Origin of the sequence: Streptomyces xanthochromogenes (genome assembly GCF_014650455.1) — a bacterium.
GTDB lineage: Bacteria > Actinomycetota > Actinomycetes > Streptomycetales > Streptomycetaceae > Streptomyces > Streptomyces xanthochromogenes.
In genome coordinates, this window is record NZ_BMUZ01000024.1 from 29,652 (window position 1) to 47,055 (window position 17,404).

Sequence of the window (17,404 nt, forward strand, 5' to 3'; positions counted from 1 at the left end):
CAGCCGGTGAGCCGGGGTTCGGACGGGCGGCGCCTTGGCAACGCTCATCCCTGCAAGTGGTGGGCGATGATGCCCTGCACATCCACAAGCCACTGCCGTAGCCGCACGCCACGCGGGGGAGCGACGCGCAACCCCAGCGTCGCCGCTGCTTCCCTGAGCTGGTGGTGCGATTCGCTGAGGCTCAGGAAGTCCTGGATTTCTCGGGTCACGCACAGCAGATCACCCGGCGAAACCCCTGAAATGTAGTCTTCCAGAGCTTCCTTGTGCGAGGAGTATTCGTGGGAGAAGTCCTGATGGAAATACGAGCCCAGAAGATGTGAGAGTTCGGGGAATCGCTCTTTCCACTCCCACGAGGTCCGCGGAGTGATCCTGGACGGCTCCCCCGGTTCCGCGAGGAAGCTTGCGAGGTGGTTGCGAACAACAGCCAAGCAGCTCTCCACCGACTCTCCCTGAGCAGGATTGATGTGCGGTAGCAGGTCGACGTCGTCCGCGATCTCGCTGCTGAACAGGCCCACGGCCAGAAGATCGTCGATCTCTGCGGCCGCCCGGGCGGCACGCGCGGGGTGGAGCGCGGCCTGTCGGAGGTAGGCATCGAGCGCCGCTCCGGGCTGCTCTTCCGTGTCGTCAAAGGCGTAGCCGACCACCTCGTAGGAGCGCAGGAGGCTGCGGAGCTCATGGAAGCGATCGTTGGGCGTGGTCACTCTTCACACCTCTTTCTGGGCCTACGGAATATGCCGGTGGGCCGATGATCGGACGGGCGGCCGCCCGGCAACTGTTCCTGGAGGCCTTCGGCATCCGCCACGGTCGCAGCGGCGAAACGCCTGTCCAACTGATCGAGAGCCTCGCTCAACAGCTCGGCCACGTCATGCGGAACTCGGCCGACGAGATCCACGAGAGCGTCGCGACCCTCCAGCCGCTCCCGATAGAGACCGGCTGAATACCAGCCCGAGGGCGCCCACCCCGATTCCATCTGCGTGATGACCCGTTCCCATACGGCCAGCTTGTTCTGGGCGGTCCATTTGGGGCTGCCGGTGTCCTCATCGAGAGAAAGCCGCGCCAAATACGAAGCCGACTCCCTCACTCTCCCCAGGGAGGCTACGAAGTGGTCGGTGACGGGACTGTCGGGTTGCTGCTCCCGCACGATCTCCTCGAAGTGTTCCACCGTGGCCCCGGGGAACTGGGGTACAGGCGCTTCAAGGGACGTGACCTTATAGACGGGCGGCTCGTCATCGGAGGGTTCGAGCCGGGCACGGGTCATCAGCCCCTGGGGCGTCGCCGCCCAATACGCGCTGGGAGGCGCCTCCTCAGCGGGGAACAGGACGGTCGTGTTCATGGCCTCCGCGAACCTCGCGGCGAGTTCTGCTTCTGCCGGTTGGTTGGCGACCGCCTCTTGGGCGTAGATATCCATTGACCAGGTCAAGTCGCCCAGAACAGGCCGCAGTTCGCACGACACGGCGGCATCCCAGCGCCGGAGTTCGGGATCGGTTTCGGGGGCGCCGACATTCACCTCGTCCACCGGCACGTCCAGGCACTCGGCAAGGGCGATGGCCACGATGTCAGGCTTCAGGGCGTCAACGGTAAGGAGGTTGTATGTCACGGATACGTCCCGTTGTAGATGGCCCATGAACGCGGCGCCGACCCGCGAACGACGACAGGGCCCCAGCCGCGCGCCGCGGCCCGGGGCCCAGTGCGCGGGGATCGACAGGAGGGCGGATGTACCTGGCAGGGCGGATGTACCTCACTGTCAGGGCTTCGTCAGTCGAGCCAGTCCAGCGGGTCGCTCGCCGGCTCTCCGGCGGGAGAGATGACCGTGCATCGCACGGGAAGAGCCATGGCCGCAAGGTGCAGCTGGGCAGCGGGAGAGATGTACAGAGCGTCGCCCGTTTCTGCTACCCCAGAGATTTCGATGTGCACTGAATAGCCCAAGGAAATCAAGTCCCTGACCTTCGCGGAGCGGGGCTGGATCTGTTCGGCGAGCGACTGAAGCTGCTGCTCCAGTTCAGGGGAGTTGCTCCCCGAATAGACAAGAGCCCACCACCCTGGTTGGGAGACTACGCCCGCTCCGGATTCATTGATGCTCCCGGCCTGGGGCAGTTCAAGCAGGCCGCTGACGGCTTGAGAATCGAGGCCGGGTCGAGTCACCACCAGTGATGTCGAAACGGTTTTCCAAGACTGTGCAGGCAATCTAGTATCTCCGCGCCTGAGCTCAGCGTTCGTTCAAGTTAGGGGTCATTACGAGAGGGAGCCCGATGCTCGCGGCACGCGCCATCTGCTGTGCTGAGAAAGGCAGCGAACAATCGTGGCCGGCGAATCCGGACACGGCAAGCACTGCCTCGTACCCCTGCCTCGTCAGGTTCTCGATCTCTCCCCTCTTTTCCTCGGCAATGGAAAGAACTGCGTCCATCTGCAACGAAAAATCGCGAGAGTAGTCGTTGTCGAACTCCAGCCTCCATCGCCCGTCCGTTGAACCAGTGGTGTCCCATCGGTCGATCCCAGGTGATCGAGTTGAGGTCGGATCCAGCGCCAACTCCCTCGTGACCACGGAGGGATCCATGTCTGCACCCGTAACGATGAGTGCGGCCTCTGTCATTACCCAGGGCCAGGGAGCACGCTCCACCGCCACGCTCTGCTGATGAAACGTCGGCGCGGTCGCCTTCAGGTCGGCGGTTTTGATGTCGAGTATCTCGCCCTCATCGGCCACTGGTAGCCCCTCCCCCTGGTCGCCGCGACCGTACGACCCTAACCAGCGGCCCGAGTTGAGGTCCGGCCGGGGCCGTGTGGTGCCCGGGACATTTGTCCTGCGGGAGTCGGGATTCTTCGCTCTGCCGCCGGCCCTGCCTCGGGCGGGAGTATCAGTGGTGTCGGCAGGGGCCGGCGGTCACGGGAACGAGGGTGAGGGGAACGCCATGAGTGCCACGGTCGCGATGGAGATGCCGGTCCAGGTCAACGCGGAGGTCAACGGCGTTGCGGGTGACGGGGGTTCGGTCCTGAAGGGTCTGCCGAACTGGTACTTCCCGCTGGTGGGCCTCTTCGCGGGGATCTTCGACATCGCCCGGGCCTATCCGGTGCTGTACGCGCTGATCCCGGTCGTCGCGATCGTCCAGATCGTGCTCGCCTTCACGGTCCTGAAGGCCCGCATCCGGTACATGAAGTCGCTGTGGAAGAACAAGCGCACCCGCTTCCTCGCGCTCGGCCTGCTCGTGGTCCGCTTCGTCATCCGCTACGGCCTCGGCATCGCGGGCCTGGCGCTGGGTGCCGCGACCGGTCAACTCACCCTCGGCATCGTCATGGCGGTCATCGGCACCGCGATGGCCTGGGGCGACCAGTGGCTCATCCTCCGCACCCTCCGCCACGCCCAGGCGGCGCAGGCCAAGACCGTCTGACCCCGGCACCGACCGCGAACGACGACAGGGCCCCAGCCGCACCCGCGGCATGGGGCCCTTCGCATGTGCGCCACCCGCTCAGGACGCCTTGACCGCCCCCACGAACCGCGCCCACGCCCCGGCCCCCACGACCAGAACCGGCCCGGCCGCCACCTTGCTGTCCCGCACGGGCACGACGTCCCCGAAACCGTCCGCCACCTCGACGCAGCTCCCGCCCTCAGCGTTGCTGTACGAGGACTTGCGCCATGCGCCTTCGGCCACCTCCACGCAGTTGCCGCCATCAGCGTTGCTGTACGACGACTTCCGCCAGCGAGCATTGGCCAGAGAGCGCGTTATGTTCATGGTGCGGAATCCTCCATTGCTGCCCGGATCATGGCCAGGGATGCGTCCGGCGACAACGCCACGGCCCTGCCCAGATCGTAGGTCTTCGTATAACTGGCTACCAGGGCCGGACTGTCCAACAGCTGCCCTGAGTAAGCCGATTCGGTGTACGCGACAGGTGGTGCGTCGGTGAAGGTCATCACCCTGAACGGCCCGTCCATGAGGGGATGGGCACCTTCCGACATCGGAATCACCTGCACCACCACGCGATGCTTCTCGATGAGCTGCACAACGTGGGCGAGTTGGGCATGCATGACCGCCGCGTCGCCGACCGACGTGCTCAGCACGATCTCGTGGACGATGAACCACACCTCCGGCGGCTCCGGCCCGTCCAGTAGCTGGGCCCGCTCCCGCCGAGTGATGACGCTCTTCTCGATGAACTCCTCGCTCGCGAACGGACGGGATGACCGGATGAGGGCCCGGGTGTACTCCGGCGTCTGAAGCAACCCCGGCACGATCATCGGCGCGTACTCGCAGATCGTGGCGGCCATCGCCTCAAGCTCGGCCGCGAGGCGGAAATACTCCGCATGCTGCGAGGCCTGCTCCATCGCCTCGCACATCCGGGTCAGAATCCCGTCCGTATGCAGCACGGCGTCAAGCAGCTTGGCCATTTCCATGGGGGGACGGCGGGTCGCGTTCTCCATCTGGCCGATGTACGCGCCCGAGCAGAAGACGAGCGCGCCGAGTTCGTCCTGGGAGAGACCGGCGGCCTTCCGCTTGCCTCGTAGTTCGGCTCCGTAGAACGCGCGCGGTGAGTCCCAGGGGTTGAGGTCATTGGGGCGGGTCATGGTCAACTCCCTTGTGCGTTCAGCGCGTTGCCGAGTGCCGCCGTACGGCACACGAGCGTAGCGGCGCCTGGTGACGAAGGGTTCACGGAACGTGAATTCACCCATACGGGCCCACCCGGTGCGGCAAACCATTAGATATGCGGCATTACGGCTACTTTCCTGGGTTATGGGAGTTTCGAGTTCCGCCAAGCGGATGCTGGTCGGACGGCCGCTGGACACCAGCCGCCTGGGCGAGACGCTGCTGCCCAAGCGGCTCGCGCTGCCGATCTTCTGCAGCGACCCGCTCTCGTCCGTCGCGTACGCCACCGAGGAGATCCTGCTGATCCTCGCGCTCGGTGGCGCGAGCCTGCTGCACCTCACCTGGTACGCGGCCGCGGCCATCGTCTTCCTGCTCGTAGTGGTGATCGCGTCCTACCGGCAGACCTGCCACGCCTATCCGGGGGGCGGCGGCGCCTACGTCGTCAGTGCCGAGAACCTCGGGCCGACAGCCGCGCTCACCGCGGCGAGCGCGCTGCTCGTCGACTACGTACTGACCGTGGCCGTGTCCGTGGTGTCGGGCGTGGCCGCCATCACCTCGGCGATCCCGTCCCTCGCCACCCACGAAGTCGCCCTGTCCGTCAGCTTCGTGGTGATCCTGACCCTGATGAACCTGCGCGGGGTCCGCGAGTCCGGGCGGATCTTCGCGATCCCGACGTACGGCTTCGTGTGCGTCATCTACCTCATGTTCGCGTTCGCCGTCGTGCGGCTCGCCACCGGCGCCACCATCCGCGCGGAGTCCGCCGACCTGCCCATCCACGCGGCCGGGAACTACGCCGGGATCGCCGTCGTGCTGCTCGCGCTGCGCGCCTTCGCCTCCGGGTGTACGGCCCTGACGGGTGTGGAGGCGATCAGTAACGGCGTACCTGCCTTCCAGAAGCCGAAGGCCCGCAACGCCGCCAACACCCTGGCCGCGATGGGCCTGTTGTCGGTGACCATGTTCGCCGGGATCACCACGCTCGCCATGGTCTACAAGGTCCATGTGGCAGCCGATCCAACGGAGTTGGGACTCCCGGCCGGTACCGCCACCGCCACCGCGCTCGCCCAGATCGCCCGGGCCACCTTCGGCAACGTCGACCTGCTCTTCTATCTGGTGCAGGCGTTCACGGCGGGCGTCCTGATCCTCGCGGCCAACACCGCGTTCAACGGCTTCCCGATGCTCGCCTCGATCCTGGCCCGGGACCGGTACGCGCCGCGCCAGCTCTACAACCGGGGCGACCGGCTCGTCTACTCCAACGGCGTCGTGCTGCTCGCGCTCGCCGCGATCGCGCTGATCGTGGCGTTCGACGCGCAGCTCACCCGCCTGATCCAGCTGTACATCATCGGCGTCTTCGTGTCGTTCACGCTGTCCCAGGCCGGCATGGTCAAGCACTGGCGCAAGGTGCTGGCGACGGACGCGGGCCGTGCGAACCGCCGGCACATCCACCGCGCGCTCGCCATCAACACGGTGGGCGCGACCCTGACCGGGCTCGTCCTCGTCATCGTGCTGATCACCAAGTTCACGCACGGCGCGTGGCTCGTCATCATCGCGATGCCGATCCTGTTCTTCGGCATGAAGGGCGTGCGGCGCCACTACGACCAGGTGGCCAGGGAGGTCGCCGTCGAGCCGGATGCCAAGCCGCGCAGGCCCTCGCGCCACCACGCGTTCGTCCTGGTCTCCAATGTGCACGCGCCGACCCTGAAGGCGATCGGCTTCGCCCAGGCGCTGCGGCCCGACACCCTGACCGCGCTCACGGTGGCCGCCGACGAGGAGGCGGACCGGCTGCGCGAGCAGTGGGCCTCGTACGACCTGGGCGTACCGCTGACGATCATCAACTCGCCGTACCGGGAGGTGGTCGGGCCGGTCCTCGCCCATGTGAAGGAGACGGCGGACGCGGACCCGAGCGCGATGGTGTCGGTGGTGATCCCCGAGTACATCGTGGGCCACTGGTGGGAGCAGCCGCTGCACAACCAGAACGCGTTCCGCCTGAAGGCCCGGCTGCTCTTCATGCCCGGCGTGACCGTGATCGACGTGCCGTACCGGCTGGAGTCGGCGAAGGGGAAGGGCGAGCGGAAGCAGCCAGCCGAGCGCTGAGCCCATCGGACCGGCCCCGCTCCAAGCCCCCGGCCGGGCCCGAACCGTGGCGCCGGGTCGCTCGGCCCGGGCCCGGCCCGTAGAACCTGCCCCGGGCCCGGCCCGTAGTACCCGCCCCGGGCCCGGCCCGTAGTACTCGAGAGCCACCCCTACCCCCGGGGAGCCACCCGCCAAGTGAGCTCCCCAGCGCGACGCCGACGAGGGCCATCGCTTCGTAACTTCCTTACCGACAGCACCGCTTCACCCCGGTCACTTCGGTACGGAAGGCCTCCTCATGGCGTCGCGCCGCCCACCCGAGCAACAGGATTCCGACGGCAGAACCCCGCGCCCCGCACCCCCGCGCCCCGCCCGCCCGCGCTCCGGTCGGCTGCGGCGCACCCTGATCGCCGGTCTCGTCGCCGCCTCGGTCGCGGTGCCGCTGTCGGGCGCGGCCCGCCCGGAGGCGGTGCCCGCGCCCGCCCCGGCGGCGCTCGCCCCGCTCTCCCTCGCCGGGCTCGACGCCCGGTACGCGGCCAACCGGGGCACCATCCTGGACGCCGAGAGGATGGCCGAGGACCACGGAAACCTGCGCAGGGCACGGGCGTTGGAGGCGATGGCCGCATCGGACCGGCACTTCCTCTCCTTCGACGGGCGCGACGGCGGCCGCACCGCCGAGGTCTTCGGCGACCTGGCGCACGCCGAGCGGATCGCGGTCCTCGTCCCCGGCTCGGACACCAGCCTCGACCGCTACGGGCGACTGCGCGACGGGGCTGGGGCCCTGGCGGACCAGCTGGGCCCGCGCGCGGCCGTCATCGCCTGGATGGGGTACGAGGCACCGGCCACGATCAGCCCCGAGGTCCTCACTTCGGGCCGCGCCGCAGTCGGAGCCTCCCAACTCGCCTCATTCGTAGAGACGTTGAGGTCCGCCGCGCCGGTCGCCCGCATCTCCCTCCTCTGCCACTCCTACGGCTCGGTGGTGTGCGCGCGGGCGGCGTCCGGGGCCGAGGTGTCCGACATCGTCCTCTACGGCAGCCCCGGTACGGGCTTCGACACCGCCGCCGCGCTGCACACCGGCGCCACCGTGTGGGCAGGCCGGGGCGGCGACGACTGGGTGGCCGATGTTCCGCACGTCAGGGTCGAACTCCCCTTCTGCACAGTGGGGTTCGGAACCGACCCCGTGTCGCGGCACTTCGGGGCGCACCTCTTCGACGCGGGCCCCGGAGGGCACAGCGACTACCTGCGGCCCGGGTCCGTACCACTGCGCAACCTCGCCCGGATCGTGAACGGCCGGACGTCACAGCAGGCGCGGGAGGCCCGCCATGCGTGAAACCGGCAGACGGGCGACGGGCGTGCGTGAACTCGTCCGGCGCATCGAGGCGGCGACCCCGCCCGACCGGGACCGTGCCGTGGACGCGCTGCGCGCCCTCGCCATCCTCGGGGTGGTGCTCGGCCACTGGCTGGTCACGGCACTCGTCGTCGACAGCGGCACGGTCCACGGCGCGAGCCCGCTCCAGTACCTGCCCCAACTGGCGCCCATGTCCTGGGCGTTCCAGACCCTGGCCGTGTTCTTCCTGGTGGGCGGGCAGGTCGCCACGAAGAGCTACGTCGGCGCCCGCGCCCGGGGCGAGACGTACGGGCGGTGGCTGCGGGCCCGGCTCGGCAGGCTGTTCCGGCCGGTGGCGGCGGTGCTCGTGGTGTGGCTGGTCGCGGCGGCGGGCCTGCTCGTCTCGGGCGTCGGCCCCGACACCCTGCACACCCTGATCAAACTGGTCCTGTCCCCGCTGTGGTTCCTGCTGGTCTTCGCGGCCCTGACGGCGGCGACCCCGCTCGTCTCGCGGATGCACCCGCTGTGGCCGCTCGCGGTCGTCCTGTACGTGGACGTGTACCGCTTCGGACAGGACGGCGCCGCCTCGGCCGGCTGGCTGAACCTGCCGGCGGGCTGGCTGGTGCCGTACAGCCTGGGCGCGCTGTGGGCCAGGCGCGGTGCGGGCACGTCTGCGCGCACGACGGGCTGGGTGCTGCTGGTGGGCGGCGCCGGGGCCACGGCCCTGCTCGTACGGTTCGCGGGATACCCCGCGTCCATGGTCGGGGTGCCGGGCGCGGCGATGTCCAACCTGAACCCGCCGACGCTGGCCGCCGTCACCTTCGGGCTCGCCCAGTGCGGCGCGGCGCTGCTGCTGCTCGGGCCGCTGCGCCGGGTGCTGCGCAGGCCCGCGCTGTGGGCTGCGGTGGCCCTGGTGAACCTGTCCGCGATGACGGTCTTCCTGTGGCACCAGACCTCGATGATCGCGGTCACCTGCCTCGGGCTGCTCGCGGGAGACGCGCTGCCCGGACTGCACACCGTGCCCGACGGCAGCGGCTGGGTGCCGGCCCGGCTGTGCTGGCTGCCGGTGTTCGCGCTGATGCTGGCGCTGTGTTGGCGCACGTTCCGTACGTACGAACAGCCGGGGCGCCGGACCTCGCGCGTGGTGCGCGAGGGGCGTCCGATCGGGACGCGGGAGACGAGGGGGATGCGGCGTGCCTAGGGTGAGCGTCGTGAAGACGGGGGACGGCGGAAGCGGGCGCGGGATCAGGGAGACGGCGGGGGACCGGCTGCGGGCGGTGGCGCGCGCCCTGCGGCAGGATCTGCTGACCGTGCCGGAGCCGGTGACGGAGCGGGGCCGGGCGACGGAGGGCTGGCTCGCGTGGCGACCGGCCCTCGTCGTGCCGCTGATGATCGGCGCCGTGATCGTGATGGTGGGCGGCACCGACGAGTACGCCCACCGGTTCCACCTGGGGGTGCAGGCGGGGGTGGCGCTCGCCGGGGTGCAGTCGGGGGCGCTGGTCGCGGCCCTGTACCGGCCGCTGGCGGCGTGGTGGGTGACGACGGCGGTCACGCTCGTCGCCGGGGTGTGGGCGGGGGGCCGGGCCGATCCGGCCGTGCTCTATCCGTGGAGCGGCGTTGGGGTCGGGATCTCCGCCCTGATCCTCTTCTTCGTCGCGATCACGCACCGGCCGAGGGTCGCGATCGAGACATCCGTGATCGGCTACGGCGCGGGCATGCTGTGCGTGGCCCTCGCGGGGGAGCGGCACAACTCGCCGAGCGGCGGCCTCGCGCTCGTGCTGTTCGCGATCGCCGTCGTGGTGGGCGCCGCGCTGCGCGGACGGCGGGTGGCACGCAAGCAGCTCGTCGCACAGGAGGAGATCACCGCCGAGGAACGCGCCCGGCGCACCCTGCTCGAAGAGCGCAGCCGCATCGCACGGGAGCTGCACGATGTGGTGGCCCACCACATGTCGGTGATCTCCATACAGGCGCAGGTCGCCCCGCACCTGGTGGCGGACCCGTCCGACGAGCTGCGCGAGAACCTGGCGGGCATCCGGCAGAACGCGGTCGAGGCGCTGACCGAGCTGCGCCGGGTGCTCGGCGTGCTGCGCTCGGAGGACCCGTCGGCGGAGGCCGTGCGGCACGCCCCGCAGCCCTCGCTCGACCGGCTCGACGAGCTGGTCGCCAACGTCCGGGGCGCGGGCCTTTCCGTCACCACGGACGTCCTCGGCACCCGGCGCCCGCTCTCGCCCGGGGTGGAGCTGTCCGCCTTCCGCATCGTGCAGGAGGCGCTGAGCAACGCGATGCGGCACGCGCCGGGCGCCGCGGTACGGATACTGATCGCCTACCACCGGGCCGGGCTCGCGGTGCGGGTCACCAACACCGCACCGGGCCGCCCGGTCGCCCCGTCGCCCGGGGCCGGGCACGGGCTGCTCGGGATGCGGGAGCGTACTGCGATGCTGGGCGGCGAGCTGGCCGTGGGCGCCACGCCGGACGGGGGGTACGAAGTGAGCGCGACGCTTCCACTGGAGCCGCAGCCGGCGGAGCCGCTTTCCTTGGAGCCGGAGGACAGGCCGTGACGATCCGGGTGCTGATAGCCGACGACCAGGTGATGGTCCGTCAGGGATTCACGGTGCTGCTCAACGCGGAGCCGGACATCGAGGTGGTCGGGCAGGCCGTCAACGGCCTCGAAGCGGTGGCCCGCGCGGCCGAACTCGCCCCCGACGTCGTCCTGATGGACATCCGCATGCCGGAGCTCGGCGGCATCGAGGCGACGCGGCGCATCACCGAGGTGGCCGGGTCGCCCGTCAAGGTCCTGGTGCTGACCACCTTCGACCTCGACGAGTACGTGTACGAGGCGCTGCGCGCGGGAGCGTCCGGCTTCCTCCTGAAGGACGCCTCCGCCGATGAACTCGCCCACGCGGTCCGGGTGGTGGCGGCGGGCGAAGCGCTGCTCGCCCCGAACATCACCAAGCGCCTGATCGCCGAGTTCTCCCGGCTCAGCCAGACGCCGAAGGCCCCGCTGAAGGAGCGGGTGGGGGCGCTGACGGAGCGCGAGACGGAGGTCCTCGCGCTGATCGCGCAGGGCCTGTCGAACGCCGAGATAGCCGGCGCGCTGGTCCTCGCCGAGCAGACGGTGAAGACCCATGTCGGCCGGATTCTGGTCAAGTTGGGGGTGCGCGACCGTACGCAGGCGGCGGTGTACGCGTACGAGTCCCGCCTGGTGACTCCGTCCTGACCGCTCTGTTCTCCGCCGGTCCGCCCGGTGTCGGGGCACGGGGCGGACAGGGGAACCGTAGGGGTCGATCTCGGCCGTTCGGGCGATCGGGATGGGCCGGACCTCTATCTGGGTAGCCACCCATGTGGTACGCCATGCGGACCATCGAGAGGAAGACCGATGCAGTGCACGAACTGCGGACAGCTGATGACGACGACACAGGACGGCTGGTGGATCTGCTACCCCTGCGGGACTTCCCAGCCTGCGTAGACGCGGTTGACCCGGCCTGCCCCCGGTGTGCGGCTGACCTCACCAGGGCCCGCGGCGATTGGCGCGCGTGCCCGGAATGTGAGTACGAGATGGACGCCGACGCCGTCCGTCTCTATCAGCTCTTGTCGGCCGCGTTTGAAGCACAACCGAAAGAGTTCTTCGACTGGGTCGAACGCCGGAGGGACAGGCTCCGGGACGAGGAACCGATCTGGCAGCGCCGGCCGTAGCGGGCGGTGCGCGAACGGCCCCGGCCACCCGTCGTACAGGACGGGCGGCCGGGGCCGTTCGTGACGCGTGGCTACAGCCAGGTGTTGTAGCGGCGGATGTACCAGCCCTTCACCAGCTGCGTCAGCGTGCAGTACGCCAGCAGCACGCCGATCAGCCAGGGGAAGTACCCCATCGGCACCGGCACGAAGCCGATCGTCGCGGCCAGCGGCGAGAAGGGCAGGAACAGTCCGGTCGCCACCGCGAGCACCGTCATCACCATGACCGGCCAGGTCGCCCGGGACTGGATGAACGGGATCTTGCGGGTACGGATCATGTGGACGATCAGGGTCTGCGACAGGAGGCCCTCGATGAACCAACCCGACTGGAACAAGGCCTGGTTGGCCTCGGAGTTCGCCCCGAAGACGTGCCACATGATGACGAACATCGCGATGTCGAAGATCGAGCTGATGGGCCCGATCGTCACCATGAACCGGCCGATCCCCTTGGCGTCCCAGTTGCGCGGCTTGCGGAGGTAGTCCTCGTCCATGCGGTCCCACGGCGTGGCCAGCTGGGCGATGTCGTAGACCAGGTTCTGCACGAGCAGCATGATCGCCAGCATCGGCTGGAAGGGGATGAAGGCGGACGCGACCAGGACCGAGAAGACGTTGCCGAAGTTCGACGAGGCCGTCATCTTGATGTACTTGATCGTGTTGCCGAAGGTCGTGCGGCCCTGCACCACGCCCTGCTCCAGGACGGTCAGGTCCTTCTCCAGGAGAATGATGTCCGCGGACTCCTTCGCGATGTCGACCGCCGTGTCCACGGAGATGCCGACGTCCGCGTCGCGCAGCGCCGCCGCGTCGTTGATGCCGTCCCCGAGGAAGCCCACCGTGTGCCCGTCGCTCTGGAGCGCGCGGACGATCCGGGCCTTCTGTACGGGGTTGACCTTCGCGAACACCGTGGTCGTCGCGGCCAGTCGGCGCAGCGCCGCGTCGTCGAGCGCGTCGGCCTCGGGTCCGGTCACGACCGTGCCGACCTCGATGCCGACGTCGGCGCAGACCCGGGCGGCGACCAGCTCGTTGTCGCCGGTGACGACCTTCACGGCGATGCCCTTGTCCGCGAGGCCGCGCAGCGCCGCCGCGGCGTCCGCCTTCGGCGGGTCGAGGAAGGCGAGGAAGCCGACGAGGGTGAGCCCGGACTCGTCCGCGACCGTGTACGTGTCGCGCGCGGTCGGCATCGTACGGGTGGCGACGGCAAGCACCCGAAGGCCCTGGCGGTTGTTGTCCTCGGCGGTGCGCGTCACGTGCCACCGCAGCTGGTCGGTGAGCTCCACGCGCTCGCCGCGGTCCTTCATGTGCGTGCACAGGGAGAGGACCTCCTCCACCGCGCCCTTGGTGATCAGGACGTGCTCGGGGCGTCCCGCCCCGCCCAGCAGCCCGTTGCGGTTGAGGACCACGGACATCCGGCGCCGGGCGAAGTCGAAGGGGATCTCGTCGACCATCGTGAACCGTGCGTCGACGACAACCTCCTCGGCCTCGTTGACGCGGTCGATGACCGCCTGGTCCATGAGGTTGCGCAGCCCGGTCTGGAAGTGGGCGTTCAAGTACCCGTATTCCAGTACCTCGTTGTCCTCCGAGCCGTGCACGTCGAGGTACCGGTCGAGGACGATGCGGTCCTCGGTGAGGGTTCCCGTCTTGTCGGTGCACAGGACGTCCATCGCGCCCAGGTTCTGGATCGCGTTCAGCCGCTTGACGACGACCTTCTTCTTCGACATGGCCACGGCGCCGCGCGCCAGGTTCGCGGAGACGACCATCGGCAGCATCTCGGGGGTGAGCCCGACGGCCACGGCGATGGCGAACAGGAACGCCTCGTTCCAGTCGCCCTTGGTGATCCCGTTGATCGCGAACACGACCGGGACCATCACCAGCATGAAGCGGATGAGCAGGAAGCTGACCTTGCGCACCCCGTTGTCGAAGTTCGTCTGCGGGCGCTCTCCCACGAGCGAGCCCGCCATGGAACCGAAGTAGGTGTCCGCGCCGGTCGCGACCACAACTCCCGTGGCGGTGCCCGAGGTTACGGAGGTTCCCATGAGGCAGAGGTTCCCCGCCTCGACGGGGTCGCCGCCGGGAGCGGCGCTCCGGTTGTCCTCGCCGGCCCGCACATCGGCCTTGGCGACCGGCAACGACTCGCCCGACAGCGAGGCCTGACTGACCATCAGGTCTTTGGCGCCGATGAGCCGCAGGTCCGCGGGGATCAGGTCGCCCGCGCCCAGCTTGACCACGTCGCCCGGGACCACCTGGTCCATGGGTACCTCGACGGTGGTGCCGAGCGCTCCGCCGCCCGCCCGGCGCTGCACCGCGGTGGTCGTGGTGACCAGCTGCTTCAGCGCGTCGGCGGCACGGCCGGAGCGGTACTCCTGCCAGAAGCGCAGCAGGCCGCTGATGCCGACCATCACGGACAGGATGATGACGCCGGGGTCCGCCGGGTCCTGCCAGTACATGACGGCCGCGAGGAAGACGAGTACGGCGATGAACGGGTTCGCGTACGCCTTCGCCAGCTGGACGTACCAGCGCGGGGCGCGGTCCTGGGCGACCGTGTTGAGGCCGTGCCGCTCCTGCCGGTCGAGCACCTCGGACTGGCAGAGGCCGTCGCGGTCGACGCCGTACTCCTTGAGCACGTGCGCGGTGGGCTGCGCGGCGATCGCGCCGAGCCGCTCGGCGACCGTACGGGTGCGGGCCTCCAGCTCGGCGGCCCGCCGCTCACGGCGCCGGCCCGGCGGCGCGAGCTTCTGGGGGGTGGGGGTCAGTGTGGTCATGACGAAAACTCCCTGGGGTGTCAGGGGTGGGTATGGCTTGGTGTGTGGGGCGCCTCGGGGCGCGGGGGTGCGCATCGCGTGCCGCGCCGCTGCGTACTGGGCGTGTACGCGGGCGGTGTCTGCCGCGTGCCGAGCACTGCTGCGTACTGGGCGCCGCCGCGTACTGGGCACCGTGTGCGGAACGCGGGGTGCGGGCGGGCGAAGCGTGCGGGAAGGCCGGCCGGGCTGACGGGGACTGCTGGTCAGCCGGCGGGCAGCGCGCTGCGAGGACTTCGATCGGGACTCATCCCGAACACCTCCTCGCTACGGGTGCGACGCGGAAGGCGGCCGCACGGTTATTTGCGTCGATACGAAAGTAGCATACTTGCGCGGATGTGAAAGTAGGGCCGAAAGGCCCGAGCGGGGGCGGCCGGGCCCGGGGTGGCCGGGGTGGCCCGGGCTGGAATGGCTCGGCGCCTTGGCCGGTCTCGTGCTTTCGGCGGGGTGGGGTATGGCCCAACGGCCGATCCGCGCGGCCGGTGGTCCCCGGCACCATCGTGGGATGGACCTCACCCGTCGTATCGCGGTGACCGCGGTGCTCGCGGGAGCCGTCGTCATTCCGGCCACGCTCGCCGCCCCGGCACAGGCGGCACCGGCGATGCGTGTGGGCGCAGCCCATACCGTCCCGGGCCATGTGGACCCGTTTCATGAGGGCTCGGCCCATGAGCGTGGGGTCCCCGCACATGTCCGTTCGGCTCATGTCCGTGCCGCTCATGTCCGTGCCGCACATGTGGGTGCTGCCCGTGTCGGTGCGGCACATGGGGTCGCGGTACATCAGGCTGGCGCGCCGGTGGGTGTGGCCCAGGGGGACGCGGTCGCGCCCGAGCCCGCGTCCCGCGCGGCCGACCGCGGTGATCCGATGCTCGACGTCGTCGCCGTATCGGCTGCCGCCCTCGCCTCCGCCGGCGGGCTGCTGCTCGCGCGCCGCAAGCGCTGACCCGCGCGGCTCCGGCCGCCTGCTTCTTGCTCCTGCCGTAAGTCCCTTGTCGCACCTGCCCTTTGCACAGGTCCGCCACGTTTTCGCATCACCCGGGGGTGCCCACATGCTGCACGTGCTCTACCTGATCGGCGTCGCCGCGTTCGCGGCCAGCGGTGTGCTGGCCGCGCACCGGGCCAACATGGACCCCTTCGGCGGTCTGGTGCTCGCCTTCGCCGCGTCCGTGTCCGGCGGGACCCTGCGCGATCTGATCCTCGACCGGCATCCGCTGTACTGGACCCACGACTGGCTCCTGCTGACGGTCATCGCCTGCGCCGGCATCGGCACGATGCTGTATCTGCGCAGGTGGGAGTTGCCGCAGCGGTCGCTGATGGTGGTGGACGCGGTCGGCCTCGCGGTGGTCACGGTCATGGGCGCCCGGGCGGCCGTGGACGCCCATGTCACCCCGGTCGCCGTGGTGATCCTCGCCGTGCTGACCGGCGTCACGGGTGAGGTCGTACGCGACGTACTGTGCGGACAGTTCCCGCCGCTGCTGCTCCGCGAGGAGGTCTACGCGACCGCCGCGCTGGCGGGCGCGCTCTGCTACCAGCTGCTGCACTGGCTCCAGGCGGGCCCGGCCCTGACGACGATCGCCGCTGCCGGGGTCGTCCTGTGCCTGCGCCTCACCGCGGTCTTCCGCGATCTGCATCTGCCGAGGCTGCAGAGCGTGCGATGAGTGCGGCTCAACTCCCTTTGTGGAGTGCGTAGTTCACCGCTCATGTGGCCCTGCGGGCGGCGGACGGGAGCCGGGCGGGACGCGGACGGGAACGGGAGGCTTCAGGGTGCTGGAGTAGTTCTTTCCAAGAGGAGTCTCCAATGAAGCATCCCCCGGACCGGATCGATGTCGCCGCGGGGCTACGCCGCATCCTTCAGGACCTGTCGGCCGTGGAGCGGTGGACCGAGGGCGGGGCCGCGCCACCCGTGCCGTACGCGGACGAAGAGCCGTGGGACGGGCCCGAGTTCAGCGTCGAGACGATCAGTGACAGCAGCATGCACACGGTCGTGGACATCGTCCCGCGGTGCTGTTCCGGCTCGGTGCGGGCCGGCCGGGACGGACCGAGCGACGACGAGGTGGCGGCGCTGCGCTCGACCGTCCGGGCGCTGCTGGATCTGGCGGACGTCGGTTCCGGGCGCGCCCGGACGACCGTGGTGCTGACCGAGCGTGGCCCGCGCGTGGTCAGTTGCCAACTGGGCGCGGGAGAGCCGGTGTTCACCCGTGAGCCGGTGCCGGGCCGGGACTGAGCCCCGGCACCCGTGAAAGGCAGAGGCAGAGGCAGAGGCAGAGGCAGAGGCGGAGGGGGAGGGAGGGGCAGAGGGGAGCGGGAGGGGGGGGAGCGGATAGCGGATAGCGGGCTTCGGATGCCGGACGGCGGTTCCGCGGGCCCCGTCCCGGGCCGTCCGCAACCCCGGAACGGGCCGCCCCGAGCGCGGCTCCGAGCGGCCGTGAAACCCCCTCCCACCTGCGGATACCGTCTGCCTTCCCGCCTGGGTGCGGGGGGCGGTATCGGTGTGGGAACGGTCCGGGAACGGGTCTCGGGAGAGTTCGTGGTGTCGGGAAGAGGAACCGGGCCAAACCGGGGATACCACGTAAAGGGGATACGTCATGGGGCGCAAGTCGGCTGGTCTCGTCGGAATCGTCGCCGCTGTCCTCGCCTTCGGCCTGGGAGCGACGATCGAGGCGGGGCACCCGCAGGGCCGGCCGGCCGGCGTGCAGGTCGTCGCCGACGACCGCGGCCCCACCGTGATCACTCCGCACGGCTCGTCCACCGTCACGCTCGCCGACGACCGCGGTCCCACCGTGATCGCCCCGTACGGAACCCCCACCCCCACCCCCAAGCCCGCCGATGACCGCGGCCCGACCGGCGCCGCCGCCTGAGGCACCCCGGCCACCACCGCGCCCCGCCACCCGCTCCCTCCGGAGCGAGTGGCGGGGCGCGGC

18 protein-coding genes are annotated in these 17,404 nt (G+C 70.0%); 11 read left to right on the forward strand and 7 right to left on the reverse strand.

From position 1 onward, the window contains the following. Nucleotides 1-44: 44 nt before the first annotated feature. The 4 genes from IE267_RS38075 to IE267_RS38090 all read right to left on the reverse strand — a co-directional run bounded on the left by IE267_RS38075 (nt 45) and on the right by IE267_RS38090 (nt 2,701). Nucleotides 45-701 (reverse strand): contact-dependent growth inhibition system immunity protein, encoded by a 657-nt coding sequence (locus IE267_RS38075; RefSeq protein ID WP_189766408.1) that lies wholly within the window; start codon nt 699-701, stop codon nt 45-47. Then, a complete protein-coding gene (locus IE267_RS38080) occupies nt 698-1,597 on the reverse strand; it encodes a hypothetical protein (protein WP_189766409.1) in 900 nt (299 codons plus the stop codon). The genes IE267_RS38075 and IE267_RS38080 overlap by 4 nt, the downstream gene beginning before the upstream one ends. Nucleotides 1,598-1,755: 158 nt before the next feature. Further along, nucleotides 1,756-2,184 (reverse strand): hypothetical protein, encoded by a 429-nt coding sequence (locus tag IE267_RS38085; protein ID WP_189766410.1) that lies wholly within the window; start codon nt 2,182-2,184, stop codon nt 1,756-1,758. Between the two features lie 22 nt (nt 2,185-2,206). Beyond that, nucleotides 2,207-2,701 carry a DUF4279 domain-containing protein gene (locus IE267_RS38090; protein ID WP_189766411.1) on the reverse strand — a complete coding sequence of 165 codons (495 nt, stop codon included), beginning with the start codon at nt 2,699-2,701 and terminating at the stop codon, nt 2,207-2,209. Nucleotides 2,702-2,906: 205 nt separating this feature from the next. Between IE267_RS38090 and IE267_RS38095 the strand changes: the two genes are divergently transcribed. Next, a complete protein-coding gene (locus IE267_RS38095) occupies nt 2,907-3,383 on the forward strand; it encodes a hypothetical protein (RefSeq protein ID WP_189766412.1) in 477 nt (158 codons plus the stop codon). A 78-nt stretch (nt 3,384-3,461) separates the two neighbouring features. On the opposite strand, the gene IE267_RS38100 is transcribed toward IE267_RS38095, so the two are convergent. Then, nucleotides 3,462-3,725, reverse strand: a complete 264-nt coding sequence (locus IE267_RS38100) for a DUF397 domain-containing protein (RefSeq protein WP_189766413.1) — start codon at nt 3,723-3,725, stop codon at nt 3,462-3,464. Beyond that, nucleotides 3,722-4,552, reverse strand: a complete 831-nt coding sequence (locus tag IE267_RS38105) for a helix-turn-helix domain-containing protein (protein WP_189766414.1) — start codon at nt 4,550-4,552, stop codon at nt 3,722-3,724. The genes IE267_RS38100 and IE267_RS38105 overlap by 4 nt, the downstream gene beginning before the upstream one ends. 166 nt (nt 4,553-4,718) lie before the next feature. Between IE267_RS38105 and IE267_RS38110 the strand changes: the two genes are divergently transcribed. The 6 genes from IE267_RS38110 to IE267_RS38135 all read left to right on the forward strand — a co-directional run bounded on the left by IE267_RS38110 (nt 4,719) and on the right by IE267_RS38135 (nt 11,658). Then, complete coding sequence (locus tag IE267_RS38110) at nt 4,719-6,662, forward strand: APC family permease (protein ID WP_167158633.1); 1,944 nt, start codon at nt 4,719-4,721, stop codon at nt 6,660-6,662. A 274-nt stretch (nt 6,663-6,936) separates the two neighbouring features. Next, nucleotides 6,937-7,968: an alpha/beta hydrolase gene (locus IE267_RS38115; RefSeq protein WP_189766415.1), complete on the forward strand. Its 1,032-nt coding sequence runs from the start codon at nt 6,937-6,939 to the stop codon at nt 7,966-7,968. Then, on the forward strand, nt 7,961-9,166 hold the full coding sequence (locus tag IE267_RS38120; RefSeq protein WP_189766416.1) for an acyltransferase family protein: 1,206 nt from the start codon (nt 7,961-7,963) through the stop codon (nt 9,164-9,166). The genes IE267_RS38115 and IE267_RS38120 overlap by 8 nt, the downstream gene beginning before the upstream one ends. 10 nt (nt 9,167-9,176) lie before the next feature. Then, the gene (locus tag IE267_RS38125) at nt 9,177-10,523 is read left to right on the forward strand and encodes a histidine kinase (RefSeq protein WP_229861659.1); all 1,347 of its coding nucleotides are present in this window, start codon (nt 9,177-9,179) and stop codon (nt 10,521-10,523) included. After that, nucleotides 10,520-11,182, forward strand: a complete 663-nt coding sequence (locus IE267_RS38130; RefSeq protein WP_268251643.1) for a response regulator — start codon at nt 10,520-10,522, stop codon at nt 11,180-11,182. Before IE267_RS38125 ends, IE267_RS38130 begins: the two co-directional genes overlap by 4 nt. A 134-nt stretch (nt 11,183-11,316) precedes the next feature. Beyond that, complete coding sequence (locus IE267_RS38135) at nt 11,317-11,658, forward strand: hypothetical protein (RefSeq protein WP_167158635.1); 342 nt, start codon at nt 11,317-11,319, stop codon at nt 11,656-11,658. A gap of 71 nt (nt 11,659-11,729) precedes the next feature. Here the strand turns inward: IE267_RS38135 and mgtA are convergent, their stop codons facing one another. Continuing rightward, on the reverse strand, nt 11,730-14,450 hold the full coding sequence (mgtA, locus tag IE267_RS38140) for a magnesium-translocating P-type ATPase (protein WP_189766417.1): 2,721 nt from the start codon (nt 14,448-14,450) through the stop codon (nt 11,730-11,732). 541 nt (nt 14,451-14,991) lie between these two features. On the opposite strand from mgtA, the gene IE267_RS38145 reads away from it, so the two are divergent. The 4 genes from IE267_RS38145 to IE267_RS38160 all read left to right on the forward strand — a co-directional run bounded on the left by IE267_RS38145 (nt 14,992) and on the right by IE267_RS38160 (nt 17,341). Continuing rightward, complete coding sequence (locus IE267_RS38145; RefSeq protein WP_189766418.1) at nt 14,992-15,426, forward strand: hypothetical protein; 435 nt, start codon at nt 14,992-14,994, stop codon at nt 15,424-15,426. A gap of 106 nt (nt 15,427-15,532) precedes the next feature. Next, nucleotides 15,533-16,141, forward strand: coding sequence for a trimeric intracellular cation channel family protein (locus IE267_RS38150; RefSeq protein ID WP_189766419.1), 609 nt, complete (start codon nt 15,533-15,535; stop codon nt 16,139-16,141). A 140-nt stretch (nt 16,142-16,281) separates the two neighbouring features. Then, a complete protein-coding gene (locus IE267_RS38155; RefSeq protein ID WP_189766420.1) occupies nt 16,282-16,707 on the forward strand; it encodes a hypothetical protein in 426 nt (141 codons plus the stop codon). 361 nt (nt 16,708-17,068) lie between these two features. Next, nucleotides 17,069-17,341: a hypothetical protein gene (locus IE267_RS38160; RefSeq protein ID WP_189766421.1), complete on the forward strand. Its 273-nt coding sequence runs from the start codon at nt 17,069-17,071 to the stop codon at nt 17,339-17,341. Nucleotides 17,342-17,404 lie beyond the last annotated feature (63 nt).